The organism is Streptomyces sp. SBT349 (assembly GCF_001083795.1).
Taxonomy (GTDB): domain Bacteria; phylum Actinomycetota; class Actinomycetes; order Streptomycetales; family Streptomycetaceae; genus Streptomyces.
The window spans coordinates 1-18831 of sequence record NZ_LAVK01000134.1; the positions used below are offsets into that span (position 1 = coordinate 1).

General features: G+C 71.9%; 23 protein-coding genes, 3 tRNA genes and 1 pseudogene. 6 read left to right on the forward strand and 21 right to left on the reverse strand.

Annotated elements, in window-relative coordinates; genetic code table 11:
* Positions 1-931: DAK2 domain-containing protein (locus tag ADY01_RS17890; RefSeq protein ID WP_049574070.1), on the reverse strand; the 931-nt coding region annotated here is incomplete at its 3' end.
* A 232-nt stretch (positions 932-1163) separates the two neighbouring features.
* On the opposite strand from ADY01_RS17890, the gene rpmB reads away from it, so the two are divergent.
* The gene (gene rpmB, locus ADY01_RS37160) at positions 1164-1349 is read left to right on the forward strand and encodes a 50S ribosomal protein L28 (protein ID WP_078900385.1); all 186 of its coding nucleotides are present in this window, start codon (positions 1164-1166) and stop codon (positions 1347-1349) included.
* An 87-nt stretch (positions 1350-1436) separates the two neighbouring features.
* On the opposite strand, the gene thiD is transcribed toward rpmB, so the two are convergent.
* Positions 1437-2228, reverse strand: a complete 792-nt coding sequence (thiD, locus tag ADY01_RS17895; RefSeq protein ID WP_049574119.1) for a bifunctional hydroxymethylpyrimidine kinase/phosphomethylpyrimidine kinase — start codon at positions 2226-2228, stop codon at positions 1437-1439.
* A 14-nt stretch (positions 2229-2242) separates the two neighbouring features.
* On the reverse strand, positions 2243-3217 hold the full coding sequence (locus ADY01_RS17900) for a thiamine-phosphate kinase (protein ID WP_049574072.1): 975 nt from the start codon (positions 3215-3217) through the stop codon (positions 2243-2245).
* A 134-nt stretch (positions 3218-3351) separates the two neighbouring features.
* On the opposite strand from ADY01_RS17900, the gene ADY01_RS17905 reads away from it, so the two are divergent.
* The gene (locus tag ADY01_RS17905; protein ID WP_049574075.1) at positions 3352-3585 is read left to right on the forward strand and encodes an Lrp/AsnC family transcriptional regulator; all 234 of its coding nucleotides are present in this window, start codon (positions 3352-3354) and stop codon (positions 3583-3585) included.
* A gap of 19 nt (positions 3586-3604) precedes the next feature.
* Complete coding sequence (locus ADY01_RS17910) at positions 3605-4198, forward strand: DUF3515 domain-containing protein (protein ID WP_063784271.1); 594 nt, start codon at positions 3605-3607, stop codon at positions 4196-4198.
* 16 nt (positions 4199-4214) lie between these two features.
* Here ADY01_RS17910 and ADY01_RS17915 read toward each other — a convergent pair whose 3' ends face one another.
* The 3 genes from ADY01_RS17915 to ADY01_RS17925 are packed head-to-tail and all read right to left on the reverse strand — an operon-like array spanning position 4215 to position 7151.
* The gene (locus ADY01_RS17915; protein ID WP_049574078.1) at positions 4215-5357 is read right to left on the reverse strand and encodes a D-alanine--D-alanine ligase family protein; all 1143 of its coding nucleotides are present in this window, start codon (positions 5355-5357) and stop codon (positions 4215-4217) included.
* A gap of 34 nt (positions 5358-5391) precedes the next feature.
* Positions 5392-6393, reverse strand: a complete 1002-nt coding sequence (locus tag ADY01_RS17920) for an NAD(P)H-dependent glycerol-3-phosphate dehydrogenase (RefSeq protein ID WP_049574080.1) — start codon at positions 6391-6393, stop codon at positions 5392-5394.
* Positions 6390-7151 carry a lysophospholipid acyltransferase family protein gene (locus ADY01_RS17925; RefSeq protein ID WP_049574083.1) on the reverse strand — a complete coding sequence of 254 codons (762 nt, stop codon included), beginning with the start codon at positions 7149-7151 and terminating at the stop codon, positions 6390-6392. Before ADY01_RS17925 ends, ADY01_RS17920 begins: the two co-directional genes overlap by 4 nt.
* Positions 7152-7378: 227 nt before the next feature.
* Between ADY01_RS17925 and cofC the strand changes: the two genes are divergently transcribed.
* Positions 7379-8035, forward strand: coding sequence for a 2-phospho-L-lactate guanylyltransferase (gene cofC, locus ADY01_RS17930; protein WP_049574086.1), 657 nt, complete (start codon positions 7379-7381; stop codon positions 8033-8035).
* Here cofC and ADY01_RS17935 read toward each other — a convergent pair.
* The 5 genes from ADY01_RS17935 to leuC form a co-directional block, all read right to left on the reverse strand.
* The gene (locus tag ADY01_RS17935) at positions 8007-8210 is read right to left on the reverse strand and encodes a hypothetical protein (RefSeq protein ID WP_049574088.1); all 204 of its coding nucleotides are present in this window, start codon (positions 8208-8210) and stop codon (positions 8007-8009) included. The two genes, cofC and ADY01_RS17935, sit on opposite strands and share 29 nt — an antisense overlap.
* Before the next feature lie 88 nt (positions 8211-8298).
* The gene (locus ADY01_RS17940; RefSeq protein WP_049574091.1) at positions 8299-8880 is read right to left on the reverse strand and encodes an HU family DNA-binding protein; all 582 of its coding nucleotides are present in this window, start codon (positions 8878-8880) and stop codon (positions 8299-8301) included.
* Positions 8881-9005: 125 nt separating this feature from the next.
* Positions 9006-9260: a hypothetical protein gene (locus tag ADY01_RS17945; protein ID WP_049574094.1), complete on the reverse strand. Its 255-nt coding sequence runs from the start codon at positions 9258-9260 to the stop codon at positions 9006-9008.
* Positions 9261-9385: 125 nt separating this feature from the next.
* Positions 9386-9982, reverse strand: a complete 597-nt coding sequence (gene leuD, locus ADY01_RS17950; protein ID WP_049574095.1) for a 3-isopropylmalate dehydratase small subunit — start codon at positions 9980-9982, stop codon at positions 9386-9388.
* Positions 9983-9985: 3 nt separating this feature from the next.
* A complete protein-coding gene (leuC, locus tag ADY01_RS17955; RefSeq protein WP_049574098.1) occupies positions 9986-11410 on the reverse strand; it encodes a 3-isopropylmalate dehydratase large subunit in 1425 nt (474 codons plus the stop codon).
* 173 nt (positions 11411-11583) lie between these two features.
* On the opposite strand from leuC, the gene ADY01_RS17960 reads away from it, so the two are divergent.
* Positions 11584-12312: an IclR family transcriptional regulator gene (locus ADY01_RS17960; protein ID WP_049574101.1), complete on the forward strand. Its 729-nt coding sequence runs from the start codon at positions 11584-11586 to the stop codon at positions 12310-12312.
* Here ADY01_RS17960 and ADY01_RS17965 read toward each other — a convergent pair.
* Positions 12296-12823, reverse strand: a complete 528-nt coding sequence (locus ADY01_RS17965) for a DUF4188 domain-containing protein (protein ID WP_107081755.1) — start codon at positions 12821-12823, stop codon at positions 12296-12298. The two genes, ADY01_RS17960 and ADY01_RS17965, sit on opposite strands and share 17 nt — an antisense overlap.
* A gap of 98 nt (positions 12824-12921) precedes the next feature.
* Between ADY01_RS17965 and ADY01_RS17970 the strand changes: the two genes are divergently transcribed.
* Entirely contained in the window at positions 12922-13587 is a 666-nt protein-coding gene (locus ADY01_RS17970) for a MerR family transcriptional regulator (RefSeq protein ID WP_049574105.1), read from the forward strand.
* A 68-nt stretch (positions 13588-13655) separates the two neighbouring features.
* Here the strand turns inward: ADY01_RS17970 and ADY01_RS17975 are convergent.
* The 9 genes and pseudogenes from ADY01_RS17975 to ADY01_RS40650 all read right to left on the reverse strand — a co-directional run.
* A tRNA-Glu gene (locus tag ADY01_RS17975) sits at positions 13656-13728 on the reverse strand.
* 25 nt (positions 13729-13753) lie between these two features.
* Positions 13754-13826, reverse strand: a tRNA-Glu gene (locus ADY01_RS17980).
* A gap of 23 nt (positions 13827-13849) precedes the next feature.
* Positions 13850-13921 (reverse strand) — tRNA-Gln (locus tag ADY01_RS17985).
* A gap of 160 nt (positions 13922-14081) precedes the next feature.
* Positions 14082-15566, reverse strand: a complete 1485-nt coding sequence (gltX, locus tag ADY01_RS17990; protein ID WP_049574108.1) for a glutamate--tRNA ligase — start codon at positions 15564-15566, stop codon at positions 14082-14084.
* Positions 15559-16341 (reverse strand): fumarylacetoacetate hydrolase family protein, encoded by a 783-nt coding sequence (locus tag ADY01_RS17995; RefSeq protein ID WP_049574126.1) that lies wholly within the window; start codon positions 16339-16341, stop codon positions 15559-15561. Before ADY01_RS17995 ends, gltX begins: the two co-directional genes overlap by 8 nt.
* 77 nt (positions 16342-16418) lie before the next feature.
* On the reverse strand, positions 16419-17012 hold the full coding sequence (locus ADY01_RS18000; RefSeq protein ID WP_078900387.1) for a GTP-binding protein: 594 nt from the start codon (positions 17010-17012) through the stop codon (positions 16419-16421).
* A complete protein-coding gene (locus ADY01_RS36340; RefSeq protein WP_063784272.1) occupies positions 16993-17655 on the reverse strand; it encodes a DUF742 domain-containing protein in 663 nt (220 codons plus the stop codon). Before ADY01_RS36340 ends, ADY01_RS18000 begins: the two co-directional genes overlap by 20 nt.
* A gap of 98 nt (positions 17656-17753) precedes the next feature.
* Entirely contained in the window at positions 17754-18167 is a 414-nt protein-coding gene (locus ADY01_RS18010; RefSeq protein ID WP_049574128.1) for a roadblock/LC7 domain-containing protein, read from the reverse strand.
* A 10-nt stretch (positions 18168-18177) separates the two neighbouring features.
* Positions 18178-18831 (reverse strand): annotated as a pseudogene (locus ADY01_RS40650) (ATPase); the annotation flags it as partial.

An 18831-nucleotide genomic window follows, 5' to 3' on the forward strand; every position in this document is an offset into this window, starting at 1 on the left:
CGGTGGCCGCCAGCCCGGTGATCCGGACCCGGTGGGGGCGGCCGGCCTCGATGCCCGCCTCGACGGCGGGGCCGGGATCCGCGGTGTGGATGTGGACGTGCCAGAGGCCGTCGCCGCCCACCACGACGAGGGAGTCGCCCAGCGCGTCGAGGCGTCCGCGCAGGGTGGCGACGGCGTCGTCGGCCGCGTCGAGCAGGTAGATGACCTCGAAGCCCCCCGGTTCGCCGGGGGCGACGGGCGGGGGACAGCCTGCGCCGGTCGCGCCGCCGCCCGAGGGGGAACGCGCCAGGCGGTCGCGTATGGAGGCGTCGGGGGCGCGGCCCGACAGCGCCGCGTCGAGCGCGTCGAGGACGGCGACCAGGCCGCTGCCGCCAGCGTCCACCACGCCCGCGTCCGCGAGGACGGCGAGCTGGTCCGGGGTGGCGGCCAACGCCTCCCTGGCCCCGGCGCAGGCTTCCGCCAGCACCTCGGCGACCGTGTCCCCGGCCCGTTCCGCCGCGTCGGCCGCGGCGGTGGCCACGGTCAGCATGGTGCCCTCGACGGGGTGGGCGACGGCCTCGTAGGCGGAGCTCGCGGCCCGGCGCAGCGCGCGGCGCAGCGCGCCCGGCCCCGCGGGCTCCGGCTCGGCGGCGAGCACGTCGGCCATGCCGCGCAGGAGTTGGGCGAGGATGGTGCCCGAGTTCCCCCGGGCGCCGATGAGGGCGCCGTGGGCCATGGCCCCGACCGCCTCGGCCAGGGTGGGCGACGCGGTGTCGGCCGCCTCGACGGCCTGGGCGGCGGATTCCACGGTGAGGTAGAGGTTGGTACCGGTGTCGCCGTCGGGGACCGGGTAGACGTTGATCGCGTCGATGTCCTCGCGGGCCCGGCCCAGGGCGTCCAGGGTGATGCGGCACCAGCGCCGAACCGCTGCGGCGTCGAGCGGCTGCGGCACGTGCGGACCTCCTGGACCGTTGCTGGGCGGGCGGCGGCATGCAGCTTATGCCCTCGCTCACCGGGGGGAGCGATTTCTCCCGGCGGGAACGGCCGAGGTATGCTGCGTCGGTTGCCTGGTGCCGTTGTTGCGCACCCGGCGCTCTCCCCGCGGACGAAGTGACCTCGGGGATCCCGACGTAACGTACCCGTCGTTCCCGTCTGTGCGGGGCGACCCGTCATTGGAGTGACCCGTGGCTGCCAACTGCGATGTCTGCGGCAAGGGGCCGGGCTTCGGCAACCGTATCTCCCACTCGCACCGCCGCACCCCCCGCCGTTGGAACCCCAACATCCAGCGGGTGCGTGCCGTGGTCGGGGGGACGCCGAAGCGCCTGAACGTCTGCACCTCGTGCATCAAGGCGGGCAAGGTCTCGCGCTAGGCGCCCGGCTCTCGGCCGTTCCAGCCGGTCCACCGCTCACGGTGGACCGGCTTCTTGCGTGCGCCGACGCGGGCGCGAACCGCGCGGTCACCCCTGGACGCGGTGGCCGTGGTGGACGGGGCCGATGCCCGCGCCCAGCGGGAAGCCGGCGGCGATGGCGCCGGTGACGTACTCCTTGGCCGCGGCCACCGCCTCGGGGACGCTGTCGCCCAGCGCCAGCCGGCTGGCCGTCGCCGCGGCCAGCGTGCACCCGGTGCCGTGCGTATGGCGGTTGGGGTGACGCGGGGCGCGCAGCCAGTGCAGCTCGTCGCCGTCGGTGAGCAGGTCGACGGCCTCGCCCGGCAGGTGCCCGCCCTTGATCAGCGCCCAGCGCGGCCCGTGGGCCAGCAGCAGCTCCGCGGCGCGGGGCATGTCCGCCTCGCTCTGCACCGTGAGGCCGGTGAGCTGGGCGACCTCGGCCAGGTTGGGGGTGACCACGGTGGCCGCGGGGAGCAGATCGGAGCGCAGCACGTCCAGCGCGTCCGCCGCGAGCAGCGGGTCACCGTGCTTGGAGACGCCGACCGGGTCGACGACGACGGGCGCGGTGGTGGTGCCGAGCAGCGCGGCGACGGTCTCGACGAGGGGGGCGGAGGCCAGCATGCCGGTCTTCACGGCCTGCACCCCGATGTCGTCCACGACGCTGCGGAACTGCCGCACCACCGCCTCGGCGGGCAGCTCCCAGGCGCCCTGCACGCCCAGGGAGTTCTGCGCGGTGACGGCGGTGATGACGCTCATGCCATGGGTGCCGAGCGCGAGCATCGTCTTGAGATCGGCCTGGATGCCCGCGCCGCCGCCGGAGTCGGAGCCCGCGACGGTGAGAACGCGTGGAGGTGCCTGCATGGCGACGACGGTACTCACGTCCGCGACGAGCCGCCGAAGTGGTCCCAGCCTCCCGCCTTGTCCCAGGCCGCGCCGTCCACGGTGACGGGCGGGGTGGTCCGTCCCCTGGCGGGCAGCACCTCGCCGATCGTGCGCCAGCGGGCGGGGAGTTTGGTCTCGGGCCTGAAGGTGGCCACCAGGGCGTGGTCCTCGCCGCCGGTGAGGACCCAGTGCAGGGGGTCGACGCCGACGGCCTGCCCGATGTCGTTCATCTGGGCCGGCACGTCGAGCAACGCCGAGCCGATGTCGATGCGGACGTTGCTGGCGAGGGCGATGTGGCCCAGATCGGCGACCAGCCCGTCGCTGACGTCCGTCATGGAGGTGGCGCCGAGCGCGGCGGCGGCGGGGCCCGCGACATAGGGCGGCTCGGGGCGGCGGTGGGCCTCGACGAACGCGCGGGGCGAGCGGAAGCCGCGGGAGAGGACGGCGTGTCCGGCCGCCGACCAGCCGAGCCAGCCGGTGACGGCCACGGTGTCGCCCGGCATCGCGCCCGTCCTGGTGACCGGGTCGCGCCCGGCGAGGTCGCCCAGCGCCGTGATGGAGACCGTGATGGTGTCGCCGCGGACCACGTCCCCCCCGGCCACGCCCGCGCCGGCGACCCGGCACTCGTCGCGGATACCGTCCATCAGCTCCAGCGGCCAGGTGGCGGGCAGTTCGGCCGGGACCACGAGACCGACCAGCACGGCCGTGGGCACGGCGCCCATCGCGGCGACGTCCGCCATGTTCTGGGCGGCGGCCTTGCGGCCGACGTCGTAGGCGGTCGACCAGTCGCGGCGGAAGTGCCGCCCCTCGAGCAGGATGTCGGTGCTGGCGACGACCCGCCGGTCGGGGGCCGCGATCACCGCAGCGTCGTCCCCCGGGCCGAGCCGCACCGCGGGCGTGCCGGTGATCCGGGCTGTCAGCTCCCGGATCAGCCCGAACTCCCCGAGCTCCCCCACGCTGCCCTTCACTGCGCTCTCCTTGTGTTGTTCCGCCGGCTCGTCCGCGCACCCACCGTGTCCGGCGGGGGCCCCACGTCTCCCCGGTGCTGGTCGTGACGCGCTACGGTAGCGCCCCCGCTCCTCGTAGCCGCTCTGGAGGACCAGTGGTACAGGCGTACATCCTGATCCAGACCGAGGTGGGCAAGGCGTCCACTGTGGCCGATGTCATCTCGAAGATCCCCGGCGTGCTCACCGCTGAGGATGTCACGGGCCCGTACGACGTCATCGTCCGTGCGGAGGCCGGGACCGTGGACGAGCTGGGACGTCTCGTGGTCGCCGAGGTACAGCGCGTACCGGGGATCACACGCACGCTGACCTGCCCGGTCGTTCATCTGTGACACCTCGTATGCTCGCCGGGTGAATCCCACCGTACGCCGCGCCCTTCCGGCCGTCTCCGCCCTGCTGGCCCTCGCCGCCTGTGGTGCGGGGCCGTCCGCGCCGGACGTCGCGGTGCCCTCGCCCGAGGGCGAGGCCGCGGACGCGTGCCGGGCGCTGGCCGGGGAGCTGCCGGAGCGGATGGACGGCGCCGAACGCGGCGAGCTGGACGAGGACTCGCCGTTCGCCGCCGTCTGGGGAGATCCGGCCATCGTGCTCCGCTGCGGCGTCGAGCGGCCCGGGCCGCTGACCCCGGGCAGCGACGCCTACGACCCGCTGGGCGCCGAGGTCGTCGGCGTGAACCGGGTGAACTGGCTGCTGGAGGAGCAGGACGGCGGCGTGCGGTTCACCACGGCGGAGCGGGAGGTGTTCGTCGAGGTGACGGTGCCCGACGCCTACGCGCCCGAGGTCAACCCGCTGCTCGACATCGTCGACGCCATCGAGCGGCGCATACCCGCCGACGCGCTCTGGGCGGAGCGGGTTCCCGAGGACGCGGGCGCTCCCTCCCCGGAGAACGAGGCGGAGAACGAGCCCGAACACCACGCGGGGCACGACGCGGCCGGGGCCGAGGGCTGATTCCTCGCCGCGGGCCCTACCGCAGCCCGGTGGAACGGCGCAGCGCGGCCTGGATCAGGCGGTCCACCAGCTCGGGGTAGTCGACGCCCGTCGCCTTCCACATGCGGGGGAACATCGAGATCGGCGTGAAGCCCGGCATGGTGTTGATCTCGTTGATGACGAACTCGCCGTCGTGCTGGAGGAAGAAGTCGGCGCGGACCAGGCCCTCGCAGGAGGCCGCGTCGAAGGCGGCCACGGCGAGCTCGCGGACCCGTTCGGTCTGTTCCCCGGTGAGCGGGGCGGGGACGATGCCCTCGGCCGAGTCGATGTACTTGGCCTCGAAGTCGTAGAACTCGTGCGCGGAGACCGGGGGGATCTCGGCGGGGAGGCTGGCGCGCGGGCCGTCCTCGAACTCCAGGACGCCGCACTCGATCTCGCGCCCGCTGAGCTGCGACTCCACGATGATCTTGGGGTCATGGCGCCGTGCCTCCTCGACGGCCTCGTCGAGCCCTGCGAGGGAGGTGACGCGGGAGATGCCGAGCGAGGAGCCGGCCCTGGCGGGCTTCACGAAGAGGGGCCAGCCGTGTTCGCCGGCGAAGTCCACGATCCTCTTGCGGGCCGCCGCCGCGTCCCGCTCCCACTCCCGCGGCCGGAGGGCGAGGTAGGGGCCCACGGGCAGGCCGAAGGAGGTGAAGACGCGCTTCATGTACTCCTTGTCCATGCCGATCGCCGAGGAGAGGACGCCGGCGCCGACATAGGGCACCCCGGAGAGTTCGAGCAGGCCCTGGAGCGTGCCGTCCTCGCCGTAGGGGCCGTGCAGCAGGGGCAGGACGACGTCGACCTCGCCGAGGTCCTTGGGGACCGAGCCGGGCTCGGCGTAGACGATGTCGCTGCGCCCGGGGTCGACGGGGAGCAGCACGCCGCCGCCGCCCGGCTCGGCGATGTTCGCGACGCTGGGCAGCTCACGGTCGGTGAAGGCCATGCGGTCGGGATCGTCCGCGGTCAGCGCCCAGCGGCCGTCCGCGGTGATGCCGATCGGGAGAACGTCGTAACGGGTTCTGTCGATGGCGCGCAGCACGGCTCCGGCGGTGACGACCGACACGGCGTGCTCGGAGCTGCGCCCGCCGAAGACGATCGCGACGCGGGTCTTGGGGCTCTGAGGAGTGGGCTCGCTGCTCATCACCCCCAGAGGCTACCTAACGTAGTGGCCGCAGTCAGCGGTGCTCGGCCTTGGCGGTTCGCGACATGAGCTCCTTGACCGCGACCTGCGGCTGCGTGCCCTCGTGGACGATGCCCACCACCGTTTCGGTCAGCGGCATCTCGACGTGGTGACGGCGCGCCAGATCCAGGACGGAGCGGCAGGACTTGACGCCCTCGGCGGTCTGGCGGGTGACGGCGATGGTCTCCTCCAGGCTCATGCCGCGGCCGAGGTTGGTGCCGAAGGTGTTGTTGCGGGAGAGCGGCGAGGAGCAGGTGGCGACGAGGTCGCCCATGCCGGCCAGGCCCGCGAACGTCTTGGCGTCGGCGCCCATCGCGAGCCCGAGGCGGGTGGTCTCGGCCAGGCCCCTGGTGATGAGCGAGGCCTTGGTGTTGTCGCCGAGGCCCATGCCGTCCGCGATGCCGACGGCGAGGGCGATCACGTTCTTGACGGCGCCGCCCAGCTCGCAGCCGACCACGTCGGTGTTGGTGTACGGGCGGAAGTACGGGGTGTGGCAGGCCGCCTGGAGCCGCTGGGCCACCGTCTCGTCGCGGCAGGCCACCACGGAGGCGGCGGGCTGTCGTTCGGCGACCTCGGGGGCGAGGTTGGGCCCGGAGAGCACGGCGACCCGCTCGGGGGGAACGCCCGCGACCTCCTCGATGACCTCGCTCATCCGCTTCGCGGTCCCGAGTTCGATGCCCTTCATCAACGAGACCAGCACGGTGTCGGCGGGCAGCAGCGGGGCCCAGGCCGCGAGGTTGGCGCGCAGGGTCTGGGAGGGGACGGAGAGCACGGTGAACTCCGCGCCGCGCGCGGCCAGCGCCGGGTCGGTGGTCGCCCGGACGGTGGCCGGGAGGCGGATGCCCGGCAGGTAGTCCGGGTTGGTGCGGGTGGTGTTCACGGCCTCGACGATCCCGGGCCGCCGGGCCCAGAGCGTCACATCGCAGCCTGCGTCGGCGAGGACCATGGCGAACGTGGTCCCCCATGAGCCGGTTCCGTAGACGGCGACACGTGTCACTCCGCTCTCTCCTCCTCGGGCGCGCTGTCCTGGGCGCGCCGCTCGGGCGACGCGCTCCGGTGAACATAGCGCTCCCCGGGGGGAAGTTCGTGCCGCACCTCGGCGAGGAGCGCGGTGATGGCGTCCATGATCGCGTCCGTCACGTCGCGCAGCACCTCGGCGGTGGGCTCCCTGCCGTAGAACTCGTCGAGGTCCACGGGGGGTCCGGCGACCACGGTCAGCGTCTTGCGGGGAAAGAGCCGCACGCGCTTGCTGGGGGCGTACGGCGGCATGGCCTCGTGGGCGCCCCACTGGGCCACCGGGATCACCGGGGCGCGGGTGAGGAGCGCGACACGAGCGGCGCCGGTCTTGCCCTCCATGGGCCACAGCGCGGGGTCGCGGGTGAGGGTGCCCTCCGGGTAGAAGGCCACGCACTCGCCGCCGTGCACGGCGTCCACGGCGGCGCGGAAGGCGTCGGCGGCGTCCGTGGTGTTGCGGTAGACGGGGATCTGGCCGGTGCCGCGCATGAAGCGGCCGACGGCGCCGTTGTTGAAGAGGGCGATCTTGGCGAGGAATCTCGGGACTCGCCCGGTGTTGTACTGGAAGTGCGCGTAGGACAGCGGGTCGAGATAGGAGTTGTGATTCACCGCGGTGATGAATCCCCCCTCAACGGGAATATGCTCCATTCCCCGCCAGTCTCGCCGGAAGAACACCAGCAGCGGCGGTTTTACCAGAAACGCGGCCAATCGGTACCAGAAGCCGATTCTGCGGCGAGACACTCGGACACCATCTCCTCTTGCGCTGCTCCGGCGGGGTGTGCTGCGGACAGCCGCACAAGTGTTGCCTTGGGGGGCGGGGCTGTCCAGCGGAGGTCTCACCGCCCGCGTGGTCCCTTTGCACCCTAATGCGCAACGTCCCGGGGAGCACCGGACGGCCCCCTCGGGGGTCCGCGCCCGACGACCGGGCCCGAGGGGGGCCGCTGGACCGAGGATTGGAGAATCGCACGATGCGTGACACCGGGTGGTCGCTGATCGTCCCTCTGAAGCCGCTGCGGCGGGCGAAGAGCAGGCTGGCCGCCGTCGCCGGGGACGCGCTGCGCCCTTCGCTCGCGCTGGCCTTCGCCGAGGACACGGTGGCCGCCGCGCTGGCCAGTTCGGCGGTGCGGGACGTGACCGTCGTCACCGATGACGCGCTCGCGGCGGAACGGCTGGGGCGGCTTGGGGCGCGGATCGTGCCCGACTCCCCCGGCCTGGGGCTGAACGCCGCCCTGGCGCACGGCGCGGAGGCCGTGCGCGGGCGAAGGCACTCGGCCGCGCTCGCGGCGCTCAACGCCGATCTCCCCGCGCTCAGGGCCGCCGAGCTGACCCGGGTGCTCGCGGCGGCGGGTGGGCACGCGCGGAGCTTTCTCGGTGACGCGGCCGGCGTGGGCACCACCCTGTTGGCGGCGGCGCCGGGCGCGGCGCTCGCGCCCGCGTTCGAAGGGGCGTCCCGTGCCAGGCATCTGGCCTCGGGTGCGGTGGAACTGACGCTCGACGACGTGGAGAGCGTGCGGCGCGACGTGGACACGGGCGAGGACCTGCGGGCCGCCCTCGCGCTGGGGGTGGGGCGGCGCACCGCGGTGAGCGCCCGCCCGCTTACAGCGTTTGCAGCGTCAGGAAGGTGATGCGGCGGCGCTCGCCGTCGCCCTCCACCTCGATGCGGACCCGCTGGCCGGGACGGAGCAGCCGCAGGCCGCCGGCGTCGAACGCGTCCGCGCCGAAGTCCATCGGGGTGCCGTCGTCCAGCAGCACGCTGCCGGAACGGGTGCTCGGGTCGTAGGTGTACGCGGTGGCCTGCATGCGGGGAGCCTAGCGGGCTTCGCGCCGCGGGCGGGAACGACCGCGGGCCGGGCTCCTGGTGAGGAGTCCGGCCCGCTGGATGACCTGGTCACTTGCGGCGGGAAGTGGCCTTCTTGGCGGTGGTCGTGCGGGACGGTGCCCGCTTGGCCGGCGCCTTCTTCGCGGTGGCCTTCTTGGCCGGGGCCTTCTTCGCGGTGCCCTTCTTCGCCGCCGACTTCTTGGCCGCGGCCGTCTTGGCGGGAGCCTTCTTGGCCGGGGCCTTCTTCGCGGTGGCCTTCTTCGCCGGCGACTTCTTGGCGGCGGCCTTCTTGGTGGTGGCCTTCTTGGTGGTGGTACCCCCCGAAAGGCTGCCCTTGGGAGCCTTCTTCACGGCCACGTCGTTCTTCGGGAGCTTCTTGGTCCCGGCGACCAGGTCCTTGAAGCCCTGACCGGCGCGGAAGCGGGGCACGGAGGTCTTCCTGACCCGCACCCGCTCGCCGGTCTGAGGGTTCCGCGCGTACCGGGCCGGCCGGTCGACCTTCTCGAACGAGCCGAAGCCGGTCACCGAGACCCGCTCACCGGCGACCACCGCGCGGATGATGGCGTCGAGCACGGTATCGACCGCGTCGGCCGCCTGCTGGCGGCCACCGAGCTTGTCGGCAATCGCTTCTACGAGTTGTGCCTTGTTCACGTCTTCCCCTTCACAGACCTTGCTGGAACGAATGTGTTCAAGCTTTTTCGCACGTTAGGCAGATATATTCCGCAAATCAAACGCGAAACGGGCGAATCACCCTTGTGTCGCAACGAACTCGACCATCACGGAGATCCGTCACGGTCGCCGCCCGGCCTTGCCGCCGGCAGTCGCCCCGCGTCAACGTCCTCCATCAGCCGATCCAGACGGCGGGCGGCGCCAGGCAGGTCGTGCTTGGTGGCCGCGGTGATGATCAGCAGCTTCCGGGTGAGGGCCTGCCGTACGTCCTCAGGCACTTGCAGGGCTCGCACCGTGCGGTGCGCGTCCCTCAGTCGAGCGGCGACGCGGTCGTAGAGCTCTAGTTGACCGTCGCGTTCCATGCGGCCGATTGTGCCACCTTGGGACTGGTATCGCCCTCTAAGCCCCCCAACGCCCGTGTCGTGATGGGGCGTCAGCACAGATGCCCCCGCCGGGGGCACCGGCGGGGGCATCTGCTGATCTGCCGTCAGGCTCCTTGTCGCGTAAGGGGTTTGTGCGCCGGACGGCGGGCCTCGAAGGCGGCGATCGCGTCCTCGTTCTGAAGGGTGATGCTGATGTCGTCGAGCCCTTCGAGCAGCCGCCAGCGGGCGTTCTCGTCGAGGTCGAAGGGCGCCGTGACGCCGTCGGCGCGCACCTCGCGCGCGACCAGGTCGACCGTGACCTCGGTCGCGGGGTCGGCGTCGATCAGCTTCCACAGTTCCTCGACGGTCTCCTGCGGCAGCTCAACGGTCAGCAGCCCGTTCTTCAGCGAGTTGCCCCGGAAGATGTCGGCGAAGCGCGGCGAGATGACCGCCTTGAAGCCGTAGTTCTGGAGGGCCCAGACGGCGTGCTCCCGGGAGGAGCCGGTGCCGAAGTCCTGCCCCGCGACCAGCACCGTGGCGCCGTGGTGTTCCGCCTGGTTGAGCACGAACTCCGGGTCCTTGCGCCATGCCTCGAACAAGCCGTCCTCGAACCCGTCCCTGGTGACCTTCTTCAGCCAGTGCGCCGGGATGATCTGGTCGGTGTCGACATTGGAACGGCGCAGCGGAACGGCCCGGCCGGTGTGCGTGGTGAAGGCTTCCATGGCTCAGACCTCCGCGGGGGTGGGGACGCCGGCCAGGTCGGCCGGGGACGCGAGACGGCCGGTCACCGCGCTGGCGGCGGCGACCTGCGGCGAGACCAGGTGGGTGCGTCCGCCCTTGCCCTGCCTGCCTTCGAAGTTGCGATTGGAGGTGGAGGCACAGCGCTCGCCCGGCGCCAGCTGGTCCGGATTCATGCCCAGGCACATCGAGCAGCCGGCGTGCCGCCATTCGGCGCCCGCCGCGGTGAACACCTTGTCGAGGCCCTCGGCCATGGCCTGGAGCGCGACGCGGACGGACCCGGGTACGACCAGCATCCGGACCCCGTCGGCCACCGTGCGGCCCTCGATCACGGCGGCGGCCGAGCGCAGGTCCTCGATCCGGCCGTTGGTGCAGGAGCCGACGAAGACGGCGTCGATGGAGATGTCCCGCAGCCGGCGGCCCGGCTCCAGGTCCATGTACTCCAGCGCCTTCTTCGCGGCCAGCCGGTCGCCGGGGTCGGCGAACGAGGCGGGGTCGGGCACGGAGGCGGACAACGGTGCTCCCTGGCCCGGGTTCGTGCCCCAGGTGACGAACGGCGCCAGCTCGGCGGCGTCGATGACCACCTCGTGGTCGAAGACGGCGTCGTCGTCCGTGCGCAGCGTCCTCCAGTACGCGACGGCCGCGTCCCAGTCGGCGCCCTCGGGGGCGTGGGGGCGGCCCTTCAGATAGGCGAAGGTCGTCTCGTCGGGGGCGACCATGCCCGCCCGCGCGCCGGCCTCGATCGACATGTTGCACATGGTCATGCGGGCTTCCACCGAGAGCTTCTCGACGGCCTCGCCGCGGTATTCGATCACATAGCCCTGGCCGCCGCCGGTGCCGATCCTGGCGATGATCGCCAGGATGAGGTCCTTGGCCGTGACGCCGTCGGGCAGCTCGCCCAGCACGGTCACCGCCATGGTCCTGAACGGCGCCATCGGCAGGGTCTGGGTGGCGAGGACATGCTCGACCTGGCTGGTGCCGATGCCGAACGCCAGCGCGCCGAACGCGCCGTGGGTGGAGGTGTGGCTGTCGCCGCACACCACCGTGGTGCCGGGCTGGGTCAGCCCCAGCTGCGGGCCGACCACGTGCACCACGCCCTGCTCCTCGTCGCCCAGCGAGTGCAGCCGGACGCCGAAGTCCGCGCAGTTCTTCCGGAGGGTCTCCAACTGCGTACGCGAGACCGGGTCGGCGATGGGCTTGTCGATGTCGAGGGTCGGGGTGTTGTGGTCCTCGGTGGCGATGGTGAGGTCCGTGCGCCGCACCGGGCGCCCGCTCTTGCGGAGCCCGTCGAACGCCTGGGGGCTGGTCACCTCGTGCACCAGGTGGAGGTCGATGTACAGCAGATCGGGCTCGCCCTCCGCCCGCCGGACGACATGGTCGTCCCAGACTTTCTCCGCCAGTGTCCGTCCCATCGCTCTTCCTTCTTCCGGCTTCATCGCGGGGATCTGGTGACCGCCGTCCGTTCCCCTCGTACCGGACGGCGGCCGGGAGCCACACAGAGGACGCGACCCCAGGGCACCCAGCCTGCCGCCTCCCCCGCGAAATTGAACTTGCGTTTCACACTGTGAGACGTGAGTATCGTTGCATGGACAACTCTAGCGGCGACTCCAGCGGCGTGGGGGTACTCGACAAGGCGGCTCTGGTGCTGGGAGCCCTGGAGTCCGGACCAGCCACCCTCGCGGGACTGGTCGGGGCGACCGGGCTGGCCCGGCCCACGGCGCACCGCATGGCGGTGGCCCTCGAGTACCACCGGCTGCTGGCCCGCGACATGCAGGGCCGCTTCGTGCTCGGCCCGCGCCTCGCCGAGCTGGCCGCCGCCGCGGGTGAGGACCGGCTGCTGGCCGCCGCGGGGCCTGTGCTCACGCAGTTGCGCGATGTGACGGGCGAGAGCGCGCAGCTCTACCGGCGCCAGGGGGACATGCGGATCTGCGTGGCCGCCGCGGAGCGCCTCTCCGGCCTGCGGGACACCGTGCCAGTGGGCTCCACCCTGCCGATGAAGGCGGGCTCCGCCGCTCAGATCCTCATGGCCTGGGAGGAGCCGGAGCGGCTGCACCACGGGCTCCAGGGCGCCCGCTTCACGGCCACCGCGCTCTCCGGCGTGCGGCGCCGCGGCTGGGCCCAGTCGATCGGCGAGCGCGAGCCGGGCGTGGCCTCCGTCTCGGCGCCCGTCCGCGGCCCCTCCAACCGCGTGGTGGCCGCCGTCTCCGTCTCCGGGCCGATCGAGCGCCTGACCCGCCACCCGGGCCGGATGCACGCCCAGGCCCTTCTGGACGCCGCGGCCCGGCTCACCGAGGCCCTCAAACGGCAGGGCTGAGTCCTCGCTCCCCCGGGTGCTCCCCGGACGTCCGGGAGAGCCGTGCGGCGGCCCGGTCGCCGCGGCGGCCTATCGGCACCACCTCGGTGGCCGCGCCCAGGCCGAACGGCGGCATGTTGACATAGACGGCCTCGTGCGCCCCGGCCTCGACCACATAGGTCTCGTGCCAGAAGCCCACCGCGTCCTCGCCGGCCCGCAGCTTGCGGTTCAGCGCGGCCCAGGCCGGCCGGTGCTCCCTGTCCGGCGCCGAGGCGTACTCCATCAGCAGCTCGTGCGAGGACCAGTACTGCACGAGGTAGGTCAGCCGCGGGCCCCCGTGCAGCAGCTGGTACCCCAGCATCCCGCTCTCCTTGTCCCTGGAGAGCTCGCGCAGCATCCTCGGCATCGCCATGAAGACCGGCCACCAGGCGCGGAAGCGCCGAAAGCGGTTGATCCGCATGCCGATCAGGAAGACCGTCACCGCCTGATCGCCCGGTGCCGACATGCGCCCCTTGATGATCTCGCGTGCCATGACCGACCTCCCTCTCTCCACGGGACCCCTTTGGATAGTCCCGCTATCCATGATTGGATAGTGCCACTCTCCAACACGATGCGCAAGGGGTCGACGGCATGCGGCTGGCGGAGCTGAGCAAGCGCAGCGGGGTCTCCCCCGCGACGATCAAGTACTACCTGCGGGAAGGGCTGGTACCGCCCGGCAGGCGGATCAGCGCGACCCAGGCCGAGTACGACGAGGAGCACCTGCGCAGGCTGCGGCTGGCGCGGGCCCTGGTCCAGGTGGGCCGCGTCCCCGTCGCGACGGCGCGCGAGGTGCTCGCGGCCGTCGAGGACGAGTCGGTCGGCCGGCTCTCCCGGCTGGGGACCGCGGTGGGCGCGCTCCCGCACGGTCCGGCCCCGGCCGAGGACGACCCCTGCACGGGGACCGCCCGCGCGAGCGCGGAGGAGATCCAGCGCCTCCTGGGCTGGCCGGTGATCGAGGACAATCCGGCTCACGCGATGCTGATCTCGGCGCTCGCCGCGCTGCTCCGCCTCGACTACCCGGCCGATGTCGCACACCTGCTGCCCTACGGCCGGGCGGCGGCGGCCCTCGCCGAGCACGAGCTGTCGGTGGTCGAGGAGTTCGAGGCGTCGACCACTCAGCTGGAGGCGGCGGTCGCGCTCACCGTGCTCTACGAGCCGGTGCTGCTGAGCCTGCGGCGGCTGGCCCAGGCCGCCGAGGCGGGCCGCCGGTACGGCGAGGACGCCGGCGGGTTCGGCGGCGAGGGGGACGCGCCCTGAGCGGAGCGCGAGCGAACGGCGAAGGCCCCTCGCCGGGGCGAGGGGCCTTCGTCCGTCTTCCGATCGCGTACCCCCGACCGGATTCGAACCGGCGCTACTGCCTTGAGAGGGCAGCGTGCTAGGCCGCTACACAACGGGGGCTTGCCTGGGCCCGCTTCCGGACCTGTACCCCCGACCGGATTCGAACCGGCGCTACTGCCTTGAGAGGGCAGCGTGCTAGGCCGCTACACAACGGGGGCCTGGATCTTCAGATGAGATCGTGCTGGGGTACCAGGACTCGAACCTAGACTAACTGAACCAGAATCAGTCGTGCTGCCAATTACACCATACCCCACCAAAACTCAACCCCAGCCGGGGTATCGCTCAGGTGATCACTCGGCGGCTCGGAGTGAATCCCCGGCCCGCTCTCGCGACGGGCCAAACAATACCCGATCGAGAACGGTGCCCCAAAACGAGATCCTTGCCGGGCCGCCGAGCCACCGACCGTCGTGCCCTCAGCCGCTCAGGCGGGCCAGCGCCGCGTCGATCCGCGACAAGGTGCGCCGACGGCCCAGGGTTTCCAGGGATTCGAAGAGCGGCAGGCCCACCGTGCGGCCCGTGACCGCGACGCGGACCGGGGCCTGCGCCTTGCCCAGCTTGAGCCCGTGCTCCTCGCCCGCGGCGAGCACGGCGGCCTTGAGGGCGTCCGCGGTCCAGTCCTCCACCGCGCCGAGGTTGGCCCGCGCGGAGGCCAGCACGTCCCCGGCGCCCGGCTTCATCGCCTTGGCCCAGGACTGCTCGTCGGCGACCGGCTCGTCCAGGAAGAGGAAGTCGACATTGTCGGTGATGTCGGAGAGCACGGTCACGCGCGTCTGGGCCAGCGGGGCCAGCTTGGCGAACGCCTCCGGGTCGTACGCCTCCGGCTTCCAGGGGGCGTACGGGGCTCGCAGCCAGGGCCGGCACGCCTCGGCGAACTCCTCGGTGGAGAGGTGCTCGCGGATGTGGGTGGCGTTGATCGCCTCGCACTTCTTCAGGTCGAAACGTGCCGGGTTGGCGTTGACCGCGGAGATGTCGAAGGCGGCCACCATCTCCTCGAGCGAGAAGACGTCACGGTCCTCGGCGAGTGACCAGCCCAGCAGCGCCAGGTAGTTGAGCAGCCCGGAGGGCAGGAAGCCCCGGTCCCGGTAGAGGTTGAGCGAGGACTGCGGGTCGCGCTTGGAGAGCTTCTTGGTGCCCTCCCCCAGCACGTAGGGCAGATGGCCGAAGGCGGGGACCGTGCCGCCGCCCACGCCGATCTCCGCCAGCGCCCGGTAGAGGGCGATCTGACGGGGGGTCGAGGAGAGCAGGTCCTCGCCGCGCAGGACGTGGGTGATCTCCATCAGCGCGTCGTCCACCGGGTTCACCAGGGTGTACAGCGGCGCGCCGTTGGCGCGGACGATGCCGTAGTCGGGGACGTTCTCCGGGGTGAACGTCAGCTCGCCGCGCACCAGGTCGGTGAAGGTGATGGGCTCGTCCGGCATCCGGAAGCGGACGATGGAGGGGCGGCCCTCGGCCTCGTGGGCGGCGATCTGCGCCTTCGTGAGGGCGCGGCAGGTCCCCTCGTAGCCGGAGGGGCGGCCGGCCTTCCTCGCGGCCTCACGGCGGGCCTCCAACTCGTCCGCGGTGCAGTAGCACCGGTAGGCGTGGCCCGCCGCGAGCAGCCGCTCGGCGACGTCCGCGTAGATGTCCATCCGCTGCGACTGCCGGTAGGGGGCGTGCGGGCCGCCCTTCTCCGGTCCCTCGTCCCAGGTCAGGCCGAGCCAGCGCATCGCGTCGAGCAGCGCCTGGTAGGACTCCTCCGAGTCCCGGGCCGCGTCGGTGTCCTCGATGCGGAAGACCATCGTGCCGCCGTGGTGGCGCGCGAAGGCCCAGTTGAACAGGGCGGTGCGGACCAGGCCGACGTGCGGGTTGCCGGTCGGCGAGGGACAGAAACGGACGCGGAGCGGAGTGGGGCTAGTCACGCTTGACTACCTTGTTGGTGAGAGTGCCGATGCCTTCGATGGTGACGGCGACCTGGTCGCCGACGTGCAGCGGGCCGACGCCCGCCGGAGTGCCCGTGAGGATGACGTCCTGCGGGAGCAGGGTCATCGACTCGGTGATGTGCACGATCAGGTCCTCCACGCTCCGCACCATCTCGCTGGTGCGGCCCAGCTGCCGCTGCTCCCCGTTGACCGTGCACATGACGGCGAGGTCGGAGGGGTCGAGGTCGGTCTCGATCCAGGGCCCGAGCGGACAGGAGGTGTCGAAACCCTTGGCCCGCGCCCACTGGCCCTCGCGCCGCTGGACGTCGCGGGCGGTGACGTCGTTGGCGCAGGTGTAGCCGAGGATCACCTCGCGGGCGCGCTCCCTGGGCACGTCGCGGCAGAGCCGGCCGATGACGACGGCGAGCTCCGCCTCGTGGTGCACGTCGGAGGAGATGGCGGGGTAGGCGATGGCGTCGCCGGGGCCGATCACCGAGGTGGAGGGCTTGAAGAAGGTGATCGGGACGTCGGGAACGGCGTTGCCCAGCTCGTGGGCGTGCTCGGCGTAGTTGCGGCCGATGGCCACGACCTTGCTGGGCAGCACGGGGGGCAACAGCCGGACCTTGCTCAGCGGCACCTTGCTCCCCGAGCGTTCGAACGCGGCGAAGGGATGGCCCCTGATGATGTCGAGGACGGGTTCCTCGCCCTCGGAGGGCGCGGCTTCGAGCACGCCGAAGCCGACGGTGCCGTCAATGGAGAATCTGGCGATGCGCACGGCCACCAGCCTAGGCCGTGCAGCCCGGCCTCCCGGAATCGGTCCGGGAGACCGCGCCCCGGGCCAGGGCCCGCCGCTCAGCGCAGGCGTGCCATCAGGGCATGTTCGACCAGGGTGATCAGGGTGCTCTTGGCCTCCTGCCGCTGGCGGGCGTCGGTGATGATGATCGGCGCGTCCGGGCCGATCTGCAACGCCTCACGCACCTCGTCGGGCGAGTACGGCTGGTGGCCGTCGAAGCCGTTGAGGGCGATCACGAACGGCAGGCCGCTGTTCTCGAAGTAGTCCACCGCGGGGAAACAGTCGGAAAGACGCCGCGTGTCGACCAGGACGACAGCACCGATGGCACCTCGGACCAAGTCGTCCCACATGAACCAGAAACGGTCCTGCCCCGGCGTACCGAACAGGTACAGGATCAGGTCCTGGTCCAGCGTGATCCGGCCGAAGTCCATCGCCACCGTCGTGGTGGTCTTCCCCGCCGTGTGCGTGAGGTCGTCGATCCCCGCCGAGGCCGACGTCATCACCGCCTCCGTCCGCAGCGGATTGATCTCCGACACCGACCCCACGAACGTGGTCTTCCCCACGCCGAACCCACCCGCGATCACGATCTTCGCGGAGGTCGTGGAACGCGACGGCGCGGAGAGACCGGCGTCGTTAGAGCTTGCGAAGTCCACTGAGCACCCTTTCGAGCAGTGTCACATCTGGCTGGCCGCCGGGCTCAGCGTCGTTGCCCGGCTGGTGAATGGCGACAAGCCCGGCCTCGGCAAGATCGGCCACCAGGATCCTGGCGACGCCGAGGGGGATGGAGAGCAGCGCGGAGACCTCGGCGACGGACTTGACCTCGTAGCACAGCTGGCAGATCCGCTGGTGCTCGGGCAGCTGACCGGTCAGACGCGCCGGCTCCGCGGTCGTGCTGACCAGCGCCTCGATCGCCAGCTGGTACCGCGGCCTGGTCCGGCCACCGGTCATCGCGTACGGACGCACCAGAGGCTGCGGCGGCTCGGCGCCGCCATAACCGCCGGAGCGACGTGGGGGAACGGGCTGTCGCTGCTGGGAGGGCGGAGGCGTCCAGCCCTCGTGCTCGGGCCCCGGGGCCTGGCGCTCGGGTCCGGGCGGGCGCGGTGAACCGGGCGAGGGCGGACGCCTCACCTCCGGTCCCTGGCCCGGCTGCGGCTGGGACGGGGGCTGCCGGTCGGGCGTGGGCCACTGGCGTCCGCCGCTGGGCGCCGAGGGGAAGTTGAAGCGCCCGGTACGACCACCGCTCTGTGGCCGCGGCGGGTACTCGTTGCCATAAGGTCCGCCTGGGGGCGTTGCCACGGTTCCTCCTCCAAGTGCCTTTGCTTCTCGCGGTGCCGCGCTCTTGCCTCGCCTGTCGCACCTTATGGTGCGAGGCCCCAATCCGCACAAGTCATCTGCTAGTTGAGAAGGCTCCCCTGGAGCTCGGCGCGCAGATCAGGGGTCAATACCGTACCGGCGCGGTCCACCAGCAGTGCCATCTCATAACCCACCAGACCGATATCGGCCTCGGGATGCGCCAACACCGCCAACGACGAACCATCCGAAATAGACATGATGAAGAGAAACCCCCGCTCCATCTCCACCACCGTCTGATTCACCGCACCACCCTCGAAGATCCGCGACGCACCAGCCGTCAACGACGTCAAACCCGACGCCACCGCCGCCAACTGATCCGCACGATCCCGCGGAAACCCCTCGGACAACGCCAGAAGCAGACCATCAGCCGACACCACCACCGTGTGCGACACCCCCGGAGTGCTGTCCACAAAGCTGGTGATCAACCAGTTCAGGTTCTGCGCCGCCTGGCTCATCGGGCTCACACTAACGCTCCTGATCGTTGTTCTGCGTGCCGCGGGACGAGCCACGGCCTTGCTGTACCCCGCGGTGCAGGCTGCTCAGCCGCCCGCGGACGTCTTTCGGGTCACGGGAGACGGCGGGCCCGCCCGCCGGCGGGTCCGGGGTGGAGTGCTCCGTGAGATTGGCACGGGGCACCCGTCGGGGAAGCCCGGAGGAGGTCACACCACCGGTGCGCTCCTCCCTGCGCGGACCGCGCTCCCACCGCGCCTCCTCGGGCGGCTGCGCGGCCGGGGGCTGCTGCTCCCGCGGTCGCTGTGCAGGATCCTCCTCGGGCTGCGGCCAGTTTCGTTCCCGGCGGGGGAGACCGGCGCTGGTCGTCGAGCGGTACTCCGCCGCATGCGGGTCAGGTCCACTGAAGCCTACGCGCTGTGAGCCGATCCCGGGAGCACCACGAGAGGATTCCGACGTTGGCCGGAACATGTCGAAACCCGGTGGCGCGGTGGCCGGTTGACCATAGGGGTCCTGCCCGCCGTACCGCGGCTCACGCCGCTCCTGGTAGTGCTCCGGGGGCTCCTCGCCGTAGCCCTCGCCGTACTCGGGCGCGGGCTGCGGCTCCTGGCTCCAGGGGGCGCCGATCTCCGTCTGCGGCGCGTAGGAGGCCACCGGGTCGGGGAGGGC